The organism is Candidatus Thermoplasmatota archaeon (assembly GCA_035541015.1).
GTDB lineage: Archaea > Thermoplasmatota > SW-10-69-26 > JACQPN01 > JAIVGT01 > DATLFM01.
The window spans coordinates 1-10,613 of sequence record DATLFM010000100.1; the positions used below are offsets into that span (position 1 = coordinate 1).

Below are 10,613 nucleotides of genomic sequence, written 5' to 3' on the forward strand. Positions count from 1 at the left end.
TCTCGGTGCCCGAGTTCGTGAAGAACACCTTCTTCGCGAAGGCGCCGAGAAGCTCGCCCGCATCGCGCCCGGCGAGGAGCTCGTATCCGGGCCACGCCTTGTCCTGCGGGTCGAAGAAGACCTCGGCCTCCATCTGCGAGAACTCGCGCAGGCGCAGCATGGCCTGGCGCGGGCTGATCTCGTTGCGGTACGCGCGCCCGATCTGCACGGCGCCAAACGGCAGCGTCTGTCGGAAGTGCTGCAGGAGCCATGGGAAGTCCATGAACATGCCCTGCGCCGTCTCGGGCCGAAGGTAGCCCGCGCGCGCCGAGCCCGGGCCCACTTGGGTCTTGAACATGAGGTTGAAGGAGGAAATCTTGGCGCGGCGGACGTCCAGCTCTTTTCCGCAGGCGACGCACCGGACGGCGTCCTTGTGCACGGGCTTGCCCTGCGCCGAAACGGTGAGGAGCGCCCCGCGGTAGGCGACCTGGACGCCGCCTTCCTCCGCGGTGAATTCGCCCGCGGCCAAAAGCTCGCGAATGTTCTGGGGGGATGGGTCCTTGTCCGCCGAAAGCTGTTGGAGCTCGAGCGCGCGACCGAACGCCTGCACGAGCGCGCCGGCCTTGTGCTTGACTAAAATGGGCTCGATCGCGCGGCCGATGCGCGAAAGCTCGCCGCGCACGAGATGGTCGCCGCGCATGCCCGCCCCGCACTCCGGGCACTCCACCACCGTATCCGCAAACTTCTCCAAGTGTCCGCTCGCGCGGAAGACCTGCTCGGGCGAGATCGTGGGACACTCGATCTCGGCCATGCCTTCGCGCAGCACGTAGAACCTGCGCCACAGCTGCTGAAGGTTGTTCTTCATCGCGGCGCCCATCGGGCCGTAGTCGTAGAAGCCGGCCACGCCGCCGTAGATCTCGTACGAGGGCGCGACGAACCCGCGGCGCTTGGCGAGCGCCATGAGTTCCTCATGCACGTCCTTTCGCTCGTTTGGGGCGGGCGCGCCTGGCATGGCCAAGCGCGCACGACGTAGCGCGCGGGCTTTAAGGCTTCGGTTGCCGCCCTCATCGATTCCCCGCGACGTTCGACGAACGGCTGCGGCGATTTGCAGCGTATCGCCCGACCGTCGGCAAAAAGACCGCAATGACCTTGCGACGTCCGCCATGCCAGCGAAAGGACCAAATCGTACGTCGCGCGTTTGGGGTCGTGGACCCGGCCTCCGAGCAGGCGTTGCTGGACGAATTGCCGGCGGCGTTTGTGGCCGCCGATGACGAGGGGCGGATCCGCTTCATGAGCGAGCCTGCGTGTCGCATCCTCGGTTGGGCGCCCGGCGCCGCGCTGGGCCGGCCGCTCACGGATCTCATGCCCGAGCGGATGCGTTTGCGTCACCTGCAGGGATTCGCGCGGTTCCGGAAGACGAGGCAGAGCCGCCTGCTTGGACGACCCGTGCGCGTGCCCGCGTTGCGGTCGGACGGCACCGAGATCCTCGTGGACGTGCGCATCCGGCTCTTCCGTCGCCCGGATGGAAGCCACCTCGTCCTGGCCGGCGTGCAGGAGGCCGACATGGGAAGCGGCGAGCGCGAGGTGCTCCACTTGGAACAGGCTCTTCGCGAGCGGCTGTACGAGCCCGTGTGAGCCGCGGCCCTACGCCTCGGCCCGCATGAGGTCGAGGTCGGTGATGATGCCGACGAGCCGGTCCTCGGTGTCCACGATCGGCAGCTGGTTGATCTTGTAGCGGCGCATCTTCTTGGCCGCCTCGCTGACCGAGGTCCGCAGGAAGACCGTCTGGATGTCCCGCACCATGACGTCCTTCACGGGCGCGCTTGGGATCTCGATCTTGCTGTTGGCAAGGTACAGCGGCATGACGGTGCGGAAGCCGTCCCAGTTCTCCTCGTCGAGGCCGAGCTTCCCCTTCTTCACGAGGTCCTCGACCTGGCTCTTCTTGAAGAGGTCGCTGTCGGCGACGATGCCCACGAGGGCCCCCTTGTCGTCCAGGATCGGAACGGCGTTCTGGCGCGCCACGCGCATGATCTCCCAGACCACGCGAAGCGGGGTGTCCGTCCAGACCGGGCAGGCCTTCTCCGTCACGAACTCCTCGACCGGGCGCTTGGTGCTCGACTCCGCGATGACCTTGAGCACGTCGCTTGGGCTGAGAACGCCCACGAGCTCGTCGGCCACGACGACGGGGAGCCCGTGGATGCGCTTCTCGTGGAAGATGCGCGCCGCCTTCGAGACCTCGTCCTTGGGCGAGATCGTGACGGGTCCTTGCGTCATGAGAAGCGCGATCTGCTCCTCGTCGGGGCGGCGGAAGATGTCGCTGCGCGTCACGACGCCCATGAGCTTTCGGGTCTTGGACTTCACGACGGGGACGCCGGAGACGGAGTGCTGGACGAGGAGTTTGAGAACGTCGTTCCGGTGGCCGGGAACTTCCGCCACAATCGGGTCCTTCGTCATGAGCTCTTCAACGCGCATCCGGTTTCACCTCTGGCGCCGCCGCGCGGACGACCCGCGACAGCCGCGCACGTGCCCCAAGGACGCTCTCAAACGGATCGCCGAGGTCGTCGAAGACGGCAAACGCCGGGACGCCCCCGGGGGCGAGGGGGTTAACGCTGGCTTCGCGGTTTAAAGCTTTCCAGCCGCCAAGCGTCAGACTCTCCAACAACGCGTCGTCGGGCGCGGCGCCGCGCTCGCGAAGCCGCCGCGCTTCCGCGAAGACGTCGCCGTCCGCGAGCATGGCGTTGTCCGTTCCGAGGCCCACCACGCAGCCGGCCTTGCGCGCTCGGGCGAACGGAGCGGAGAGGCCCCAGTGCTCGTTGGCGCGCGGCGTGACGACAAGCGGGATGCCCGCCGAAGCGAGCGCGCGCAGGTCGTCGTCGGTCGCCGCGCACATGTGCACGACGAAGTCGGGCGCAAGATCGAGGATGCGCTCGATGGGCTCGCGGACCCCTTCGCTTGCGTGGAGCGCGAAGAGCTTCCCGGCGTTGCGCGCGGCGCGGGCGAGCCGACGGGCGTGCTGCCACGGAACGTCCCGGATCGCCGAAAGGCCGATGCCGTCGCACGCGCGCACGAGCTCGGCAAGCTCGGCGTCGCTCGGGTTGGCCGTGTCCGGTCGACCCAGCACGATGGCCGGAAAGCCGGGCGGCGCAGCTGCCCGCAGGAGACGGGCGCCTTCGACGCCACCCTCTCGAAAATCGACGATGCCGCCCATGCCGGCGCCGGCGGCCGCGCGCAGGTGATCGCGCATGCCCGCGGCGAGCTCGTCCGTGGGCGTCTGGCGCAGCCAACGGTGCTTGAGGCCGTCCGGCGGCGCGACAACGGTTGCGAGGTCGCGGGGGATCGCGCGCCCGGCAAACGCGGCGTCGCCGGCGTGCGTGTGGGCGTTGAGCGGGCAGGGGACGACGACGCCCTCGGCCAGCGGCGGCCGGGGCGGCCTGCCGCGGCCCAACTGCACCGAGGAGCCGTCGATGCCAAGCCAGCCTTCCACGAACCGCGTTCCGTCGTGGATGCGGCCGGCAAGGACGTGCATCGCGAAGCGAGCGGGTCCCGCCGCAAAAGGGTTTGCCTAAACCTTGTAGAAGTAGCCGAGGGCGAGGAGGAAGATGCCCGTTCCAAACGTGAGGGCGAGCACGATGTACGGGTTGATCTTGAGGTTCGTGTCCTCTTCCGCGTCGAAGTAGCGGATGAGGCCGGCCGCCTGCTGGAAGCCCGGACCCTTGTCCTTCTTCGCCATGGAATCGAGGATGCCGGGCTCGGGTACTTAAGCGTTGCTTGCCCGGGACGCCCGGTGCGTGCGAGGTCGAAGCCCGCCGACAAGCTCGTGGAGGAGAACGACCGCGGCGCAGGCCCATGCGGCCGGCGTCAAGGAGGCCGCGATGGCGAGGGGGAGGCCGCTTCCGGGCGGGAGGCTGTCCACCGGCGAGGCGCCCCACGCGAGGCCTACGGCGAGCAGGGCAAGCGCGCCAAGCGAAGTCGCCGCAAACGAAGCGCGCCGCGTCGGGCCCGCAAGCGTCGCGCGAAGGAGCACGCCGGGAGCAAAGCCGAGCCAACCAAGCGGAAGCAGAGCCGGCACGCGGAACCGTGCAGGAGAGCCGGGCTCGAAGTCCAGGACGAGCCCCGCCCCAAGGAGAAGGGCTACAAGCGGGGCGATCGCGAGCGCGGCGGGGGCGAAAGAAAGCCACCGATGCGGACGTGCGCGGAGCGCTTCTGCGAAAAGGATGGCTGCGACCGCAAGCCACCCGGCCACAATCGAAAGAGGACTCCCGGCGGCCGCCGACGCGGCGAGAGTCGACAGAAGCAGGGCCGGTACGAACAGGCTTCCCATCGCCTCCCGGCTCGCGGCTCGTTCACTTCATCTCTTTGGTCAGTCCGTTGTACCGGGAGCCATCTCCGCGGAAAGCCACCTCCGAGAATCGAACTCGGGACCTTCTGATTACAAGTCAGACGCTCTCCCGACTGAGCTAAGGTGGCACCTTGCGGGCGGCAGGACCGGCGAAGGCCGAAAACCTGCCGCTACGCTGTCGCCGTCGTCTTGCTCGCCGCCAACGGTGGGGCGGCTTCGAGGTCGTGCCGGCGGGCCCACTTGACGAGGCTGTGGAAGACGGGCTTCAAGTCGCGGGCCTTGGCCGTCGCCTCGTAGTCCACGCGCGGGGGAAGCTCGCTGTATGCGGTGCGCTTGAGCAAGCCCGCCTCGACGAGGTCCTTCAGGCGCTCGGAGAGCGTGTTGGGGGACATTCGCAGCCTTCGCTGGAGGTCCACGAACCGATGGGGTCCGGGCTCGTTGTTGGCGATGTAGAGGATTTCCATCACGTGGGAGCGGCCCAGCAGGCGAAGGAGGTCTCCGAGGTCGCACCCGCCGCCTTGCCCGCAGGCCTGCTCGGAAAGCGGGCGAGGGCCCTCGGCGGGGCGGGTGCGTTGCGCGGCGCGTGCCATGGCCATCCCTACGAGATCGATAGTATTAATGCTTGCCGTCGAGAAGGATCGCTGCGGGGCGCACGAGGGGGGCCGCGCGAACGCTCCGTGTGAGTACGCACGCGCGCCGGTGCCGCCGTTTTCGCGCTCGGGAAAGCCTCTTGGTGTCGAGAAAAAAGCAGGTTCGAAACGCGTTCCCGCGATACGTACTCGGCGTACGTGGAACCTTCGCGGGAGATTCAGCACCCGTTAAGTAAGCGGGCGGGCAGTCTTCTCCTCCGCAAGGGGGAGGTAAGGAATGCCAAAGGCGAAGGAAATCAAGGTCAAGATTCCGATCCATCAGCACCTGAAGCTTCACACGCTGAAGCTTACGCAGGGGATCACGATCACCGAGGCCGTGGAGACGGCGCTCAAGAACTACTTCGACCGCAACCCGGAGTTCCACACGTTTCCGGGCGCAGACCTTCCCGAGCTCGCCGATGTGCCGTCCGAGGAGTCCTAGTTCTCGTCCTTGGGCTTGCGGCGGAGGTTCTCGAGAAGCGCCTCGAGGATTGGCGCGACGAGGACGTTTCCACCCTCGTACTTCACTTCGTCGATGAACGCGGAGGGCTCCTGGTTCATGAGGACGGTCGTCTCGCCGTCGGGCGCGTGCGCCTGGATCTTGTACCCGCTGTCGTCCGCGAGCTCGTCGACCTGGACGATGCGATCTTCCCGGCGAAACATCCGCGCGAAGACCCCAATCAAGCCTTCACCACGGCCAAGCTTCGGTCGGGAGGGCCCTTAACGGTTCGCGAGGGTGTCCGGGCGGCCTCGTCCCCCGGGCCCATGGGCCGGCCTATTTCAGCCCTTTTGAATCCTCATGAACGGCACGGTTGACGGTGCCGCATTCCGGACATCGGTAACGGACGTCGGTCTCCAAAAGGCGCGTCGCGTGCCCGCACCGCCGGCATGCGGTTTCCTTGGGAAACGTCGGGCCAAGGCTTTGCCCGGGGCCCGCGGAGAAGGCCACCGCGCGAAGGCGGCCCAGGTGGTCGAAGTGCTTGCGGACGCTCTCGCGCGCGGGTCGCACGCGGTCGCCAAACTGCGCCTCGGCGGCCTCGCAAAGCTCGCGCCCGGTCCGCCCCCCGTCGGCCAGCTCGTGCAGCCACGAGCCCACCTCGTCGAGGCGCACGCGCAGCCGCTTGGGCGTGCCAAGGAGCCCGCGGAACCAACGGTCCACGGCGGTCTCGCGCTTGTCGACGAGGACGACCACGGCGTCGCCCTCGCGCCACCACGGCGCCGTGCGCACCACGTAGCTTGCGAAAAATGCCTTCTCGGAAGGGGTCACGGGGGCCGTAGGCACCGCAACTCTCAAAAGCCGTCCTATGGTTTCCGCGCCGTCCTGCATGAAGCTCTACGAGTACCAGGGGCGCGAGATCTTCGCCAAGCACGGGATTCCCACGCCGCACGGCTTCGTGGTCGAGCGCGTGGAGGAGATCGACGGGTTGGCCGGGAAGCTCCGCTTCCCGCTTGTCGTGAAGGCGCAGGTCCTCGTTGGCGGGCGCGGCAAGGCCGGCGGCATTCGTTTCGCCAACGACCTTGCCGAGACCAAGGCCCATGCGCGCGCGATCCTGGGCATGACGATCCACGGCCACGTCGTCCGCAAGCTCTTCCTCGTCGAGAAGCTCGATTTCGCCAGGGAGCTGTACGCCTCGGTGCTCCTCGACCGCTCGTCGCGCCAGGCGCTCGTCATGGTCTCCGCCCGCGGCGGCGTGGACATCGAAAGCGTGCCCGACGAGGCGATCGCGAAGAAGACGGTGAACCCTCTCGTCGGTTTCCAGCCGTACCATGCGCGCGACCTCACGGCCGCGCTGGGCCTTGCGCCCGGCGAGGCAAAGCAGGTGGGAGCGATCCTCGCCAAGCTCTACCAGGCCTTCCGCGCAAGCGACGCCGAGCTTCTCGAGATCAACCCGCTTGCCGTCACGCGCGACGGAACGGTCGTGGCGGCCGACAGCAAGGTGCTCCTGAACGACGGCGCGCTCTTCCGCCATCCGGAGTTCAAGCAGGTCGACGAGGAGCTCACGCCGCTTGAGCAGGAGGCGCGCGAGCAGGGCATCGCCTTCGTGCAGCTCGAAGGCCGGATCGGCGTCATCGCCAACGGCGCGGGCCTCACCATGGCCACGCTCGACGCGCTGAGCGAATACGGCGGCAACGCGGGCGTGTTCCTCGATCTTGGCGGCACCGACAATCCCGAGCAGGTCGTGCGCGCGCTGCGCCTCATGAAGAAGGCCAAGCCGACCGTCATGCTCGTGGCGCTCTTTGGCGGCATCACGAAGACCGACACGGTCGCCACGGGCCTGAAGGAGGTCCTCGACCGAGAGGGCGTCGACTTCCCGATCGTCGCGCGCATCAAAGGGACAAACGACGTCCGGGCGCGCGAAATCCTGGCCGACGCGGGCCTCACGACGGCCGACACGCTGCAGCGCGCGGCCGAGCTTACCGTGAAGACCGAGCGCGAGCTCCTCGCGCAAACGGGGGGTCGCTAAATGGCCGTCGTCCTCACGCGCGAGACGCGCGTCGTCGTCCAGGGCGCCACGGGTCACCAGGGCCAGTTCCACATCGGCGCCATGAAGCAGTTTGGCACGAACGTCGTGGCCGGCGTGACGCCGGGCAAGGGCGGCCAGACCGTGCACGACGTTCCGGTCTTCGACGGCGTGGCCGAGGCCGTTTCCCGCACGCGCGCCAACTGCTCGCTCGTGCTCGTGCCGGCGCCGTTTGCCAAGGACGCCGTGATCGAGGCGCTCGACGCCGGCGTGAAGACGGTCATCGTCATCACCGAGCACATCCCGTTCCACGACGCCATGGACTTCGTCCACTACGCGAAGTACAAGGGCGCGACGCTCGTCGGCCCCAATTGCCCCGGCGGAGCGTCGCCGGGCGAGCGGTGCAAGGTCGGCATCCTGCCGGGCCACATCTTCAAGCCGGGCTCGGTGGGCATCGCCAGCCGCAGCGGAACGCTCACGTACGAGATCGTGGACGCGCTCACGGCCGCGGGCGTGGGGCAAAGCACGTGCCTTGGCCTGGGCGGCGATCCCATCCCCGGGACCACGTTCGTGGAGGCGCTTTCGCTGTTGGAGCGCGACCCGCAGACGGAGTCGATCGTGCTCGTGGGCGAGATCGGCGGAACGGCCGAGGAGGAGGCAGCCGAGCACATCCGCGGGAACGTTTCGAAGCCGGTGTTCGCCTACATCGCCGGACGCACCGCGCCGCCGGGCAAGCGCATGGGTCACGCGGGCGCCATCATCGCGCGCGGCAAGGGCACGGCCGAGAGCAAGATCGAGGCGTTCCGCAAGGCCGGCGTCGAGGTTGCGAAGTTCCCGACCGACATCGCCGACCTCGTGCGCGCAGCTTCCCGCAGGTAAACCGCCGATTCCCCGGAAAACCGGGTTGACATTTCGCGCCTTTAAGTAGGCGCGGGCCGACGGTCCAAACTTGGTCCAATCTTCTCAAGTACGCTTCCCCGACGAAGCCGTCGAGCATGGCGGTGCGCTCGGTTCGGCAGGACGAGCACGCGATCGCAAGCGTGGTCGGCGTGGTGCTCCTCGTCGCTTCCACCGTCGCCAGCGCAACGGCCACCTACATTTGGGCAACGAGCTTCTCCGCGGACGACGCCGCCGCTCCCGTCGTCACCTTCGCGCAGGTGCCCGACACTTGCGGCGCGCGTCTCCTCGTCGCGGCGCAAAGCGGGGGGGCCACGTGGCAGGCCATGTCCGTGCGCGTACGTGGCGCGAGCACGTACGGGATCTCCGCCCAGCAGGCGTTCGCCGCTTCCGAAGCTTGGCGCGGCGACGCGCTTGGCGTCGTGGGCGATCTCGTGCCGGGCCAATCGATCCGCCTTGCGACCGCCGAAGCAATCGCGTCCCTTGGCGTGACGATCGTGCACGGGCCCTCCGGGGCCGTCGTCTTCGACGGCTCGGTCCGCGTGGGTCGCGCCGACACGCAGCCGCCCGCCGGAGAGATCGACCTTCCGGAGGGGCAAGGCGTCAACCTTGCCGCCGTCACCGGCTCGACGACGGACGACTGCTCGGGCGTCGGCGCCACGCGCATCGCGCTGCAGCGCGTCGCAGACGGTCACTATCTGTCGCTCTCCGGATTCTCCCCCGATCCTTCCTACCGTCTTTCCACGGGCGCGTCCTGGCAGGCGTCCTTTGACGTCTCGCACCTGCAGGAGGGCCAGTCCTACCGCATGCTCGCGGTTCCGGTGGACGCCGCAGGCAACGAGGGGCCGGTCCAGTCGAAGACCGTGGTTCACCAGGCCGCCGTGCCTCCTCCGCCGTCGGCGGACCTCGCCGTCGTCTCGCTTCTTGCGTCGCCGCCGTCGCCGGAGGCGGGCGCAAGCGTCGTGTTCACGGCGCAGGTGACAAACCTCGGCGCCGGCGCCGCGCCGGCCTTCCGCGTCCGCTTCCTCGTGGACGGCGCGGCGATCGGGCTCGTCGACGTGGGCGGGCTTGCGGCGGGCGCGAGCGTGTCCGTTCCGAGCACCGCTTGGGCCGCCGTCTCCGGACCCCGCGCAGTCGCCGTCGAGGTGGACGCGCTCGAGGAGATCGCGGAGTCGGACGAGGCCAACAACGACGCCTCGCTTGCGCTTGCGGTGGCCGAGCACCTGCCCGGCGCATCGAACGCGAACAAGACGTGCGCGGCCAACGTCGGCCCCGGCCAGAGCTGGATCGAGTTCAAGATCGACGAGGACCCCGCCGAGGGGGTCTACACGGACGGCACGATCGTCGTGACGATCTCCAACAAGAGCGGGAACCGCTTCGACTGGAGCGCCAACGTGGGCGTGGACGCCGTGATCGTCAAGGATGGAATCGACGGCGCCAACGTCTACCGCTACGACGCGCCGCTTGAGCGCACCGCCGGGGAGGGCGTCTCGACGCCCTTCGACGGGCGACGGGACATCAGCCATGTGAGCTTCTGCTACGACTGAACGCGGCGCGCGATTCGAAAACCTCTAGTGCGTCCGCGTGCGTGCTTGACCATGGCGCGCGAGCCCGACCCCATCGTGGTCGCAGCGCGGCGGAGGGCCGGCCACAAGCTCGCCTGGCTTGCAGTCGCGCTCGTCGCGGGCGCGTCGGCGTGGGGCGCGGGCATGGCCGCGGCGCGCTTCCACGAGCTTCTGGCCCAGTCCGGCCCGCTCGAAGTCACGGCGGCGGCGACGATCGGAAACGGGGCCTACGCGGGCGCCGCGTTTGCCACGCTTGCCGCCTTTGCGCTCGGGACCGCCTGGGGCGCGCGGCTTCCGGCCTCCCTGTTCGCGGGCGCGGCCGGCTTTGCCGCGCTGTGCGCGCTCTTTGCCACGCTTGGAGCCGGCGGCGTGTTCGGCCGCGCGCCGTTTGTGCCGTTTGCTGCGCTCGCGACGGGCCTTACGGCGTTTGCCGGCCTTGTCGGGGGAGGGGCCGCGCGGGCGGGTTCCTTCGACTTTGCCGGCGCGTTCGGGTTCGCCTTCGTGGCCGCGATCGGTCCGGCGGTCGTCTTTGGCGTGGAGGCGGTGGTCCCGGTCGTGGCCCTTCTCGTGGCCTACGGCGTCGCATTCCTGGCGCATCGCGCCGGGCGCACCGCGCTCGCCTCCTCGGCGGGGCTTGCGGCGGTCTCCGCGGGCGCGTGGGCCTTTGGCGCGTTTGGCTCCTATCTCGGGGGCGCCGCCAAGCGGCCCTTCGGTTCCCACGTCAAGCTGCAGCAGCGGGGGC

The 10,613-nt window shown here is 68.8% G+C and carries 14 protein-coding genes and 1 tRNA gene; 6 read left to right on the top strand and 9 right to left on the bottom strand.

All coding sequences use genetic code 11. The features are described from left to right. The coding region (glyS, locus tag VM681_09680; protein HVL88254.1) for a glycine--tRNA ligase at positions 1 to 991 on the bottom strand (991 nt) is incomplete at its 3' end. Positions 992 to 1,185: 194 nt separating this feature from the next. Here glyS and VM681_09685 point away from each other — a divergent pair. Then, on the top strand, positions 1,186 to 1,614 hold the full coding sequence (locus tag VM681_09685; GenBank protein HVL88255.1) for a PAS domain-containing protein: 429 nt from the start codon (positions 1,186 to 1,188) through the stop codon (positions 1,612 to 1,614). 9 nt (positions 1,615 to 1,623) lie between these two features. Here VM681_09685 and VM681_09690 read toward each other — a convergent pair whose 3' ends face one another. The 6 genes from VM681_09690 to VM681_09715 all read right to left on the bottom strand — a co-directional run bounded on the left by VM681_09690 (position 1,624) and on the right by VM681_09715 (position 4,908). Then, positions 1,624 to 2,451, bottom strand: coding sequence for a CBS domain-containing protein (locus VM681_09690; protein ID HVL88256.1), 828 nt, complete (start codon positions 2,449 to 2,451; stop codon positions 1,624 to 1,626). Continuing rightward, a complete protein-coding gene (locus tag VM681_09695; GenBank protein HVL88257.1) occupies positions 2,441 to 3,505 on the bottom strand; it encodes an amidohydrolase family protein in 1,065 nt (354 codons plus the stop codon). Before VM681_09695 ends, VM681_09690 begins: the two co-directional genes overlap by 11 nt. Positions 3,506 to 3,541: 36 nt before the next feature. Beyond that, complete coding sequence (locus tag VM681_09700) at positions 3,542 to 3,709, bottom strand: preprotein translocase subunit Sec61beta (GenBank protein HVL88258.1); 168 nt, start codon at positions 3,707 to 3,709, stop codon at positions 3,542 to 3,544. A gap of 27 nt (positions 3,710 to 3,736) precedes the next feature. Then, positions 3,737 to 4,300: a hypothetical protein gene (locus VM681_09705; GenBank protein ID HVL88259.1), complete on the bottom strand. Its 564-nt coding sequence runs from the start codon at positions 4,298 to 4,300 to the stop codon at positions 3,737 to 3,739. A gap of 73 nt (positions 4,301 to 4,373) precedes the next feature. Continuing rightward, positions 4,374 to 4,446, bottom strand: a tRNA-Thr gene (locus VM681_09710). A 42-nt stretch (positions 4,447 to 4,488) separates the two neighbouring features. After that, positions 4,489 to 4,908 carry a helix-turn-helix domain-containing protein gene (locus VM681_09715; GenBank protein HVL88260.1) on the bottom strand — a complete coding sequence of 140 codons (420 nt, stop codon included), beginning with the start codon at positions 4,906 to 4,908 and terminating at the stop codon, positions 4,489 to 4,491. 277 nt (positions 4,909 to 5,185) lie between these two features. Between VM681_09715 and VM681_09720 the strand changes: the two genes are divergently transcribed. Then, positions 5,186 to 5,389 (top strand): hypothetical protein, encoded by a 204-nt coding sequence (locus VM681_09720; protein HVL88261.1) that lies wholly within the window; start codon positions 5,186 to 5,188, stop codon positions 5,387 to 5,389. On the opposite strand, the gene VM681_09725 is transcribed toward VM681_09720, so the two are convergent. Both VM681_09725 and VM681_09730 read right to left on the bottom strand, forming a co-directional pair. After that, on the bottom strand, positions 5,386 to 5,610 hold the full coding sequence (locus tag VM681_09725) for a hypothetical protein (protein ID HVL88262.1): 225 nt from the start codon (positions 5,608 to 5,610) through the stop codon (positions 5,386 to 5,388). The two genes, VM681_09720 and VM681_09725, sit on opposite strands and share 4 nt — an antisense overlap. 112 nt (positions 5,611 to 5,722) lie before the next feature. Then, positions 5,723 to 6,214 carry a hypothetical protein gene (locus VM681_09730; protein HVL88263.1) on the bottom strand — a complete coding sequence of 164 codons (492 nt, stop codon included), beginning with the start codon at positions 6,212 to 6,214 and terminating at the stop codon, positions 5,723 to 5,725. Between the two features lie 58 nt (positions 6,215 to 6,272). On the opposite strand from VM681_09730, the gene sucC reads away from it, so the two are divergent. From sucC to VM681_09750, 4 genes are all read left to right on the top strand, one after another. Next, complete coding sequence (sucC, locus tag VM681_09735) at positions 6,273 to 7,412, top strand: ADP-forming succinate--CoA ligase subunit beta (protein ID HVL88264.1); 1,140 nt, start codon at positions 6,273 to 6,275, stop codon at positions 7,410 to 7,412. Beyond that, positions 7,413 to 8,288 (top strand): succinate--CoA ligase subunit alpha, encoded by an 876-nt coding sequence (sucD, locus tag VM681_09740; protein ID HVL88265.1) that lies wholly within the window; start codon positions 7,413 to 7,415, stop codon positions 8,286 to 8,288. A 116-nt stretch (positions 8,289 to 8,404) separates the two neighbouring features. After that, positions 8,405 to 9,853 (top strand): CARDB domain-containing protein, encoded by a 1,449-nt coding sequence (locus VM681_09745; protein ID HVL88266.1) that lies wholly within the window; start codon positions 8,405 to 8,407, stop codon positions 9,851 to 9,853. Positions 9,854 to 9,904: 51 nt separating this feature from the next. Further along, positions 9,905 to 10,613 (top strand): hypothetical protein (locus VM681_09750; protein ID HVL88267.1); only part of this gene is annotated, 709 nt, incomplete at its 3' end.

Coding starts and splice junctions, on each gene's coding strand:
- VM681_09690 (HVL88256.1), bottom strand. CDS start 2,451: ATGCGCGTTGAAGAGCTCATGACGAAGGACCCGATTGTGGCGGAAGTT.
- VM681_09695 (HVL88257.1), bottom strand. CDS start 3,505: ATGCACGTCCTTGCCGGCCGCATCCACGACGGAACGCGGTTCGTGGAA.
- VM681_09700 (HVL88258.1), bottom strand. CDS start 3,709: ATGGCGAAGAAGGACAAGGGTCCGGGCTTCCAGCAGGCGGCCGGCCTC.
- VM681_09705 (HVL88259.1), bottom strand. CDS start 4,300: ATGGGAAGCCTGTTCGTACCGGCCCTGCTTCTGTCGACTCTCGCCGCG.
- VM681_09715 (HVL88260.1), bottom strand. CDS start 4,908: ATGGCACGCGCCGCGCAACGCACCCGCCCCGCCGAGGGCCCTCGCCCG.
- VM681_09720 (HVL88261.1), top strand. CDS start 5,186: ATGCCAAAGGCGAAGGAAATCAAGGTCAAGATTCCGATCCATCAGCAC.
- VM681_09725 (HVL88262.1), bottom strand. CDS start 5,610: ATGTTTCGCCGGGAAGATCGCATCGTCCAGGTCGACGAGCTCGCGGAC.
- sucC (HVL88264.1), top strand. CDS start 6,273: ATGAAGCTCTACGAGTACCAGGGGCGCGAGATCTTCGCCAAGCACGGG.
- sucD (HVL88265.1), top strand. CDS start 7,413: ATGGCCGTCGTCCTCACGCGCGAGACGCGCGTCGTCGTCCAGGGCGCC.
- VM681_09745 (HVL88266.1), top strand. CDS start 8,405: ATGGCGGTGCGCTCGGTTCGGCAGGACGAGCACGCGATCGCAAGCGTG.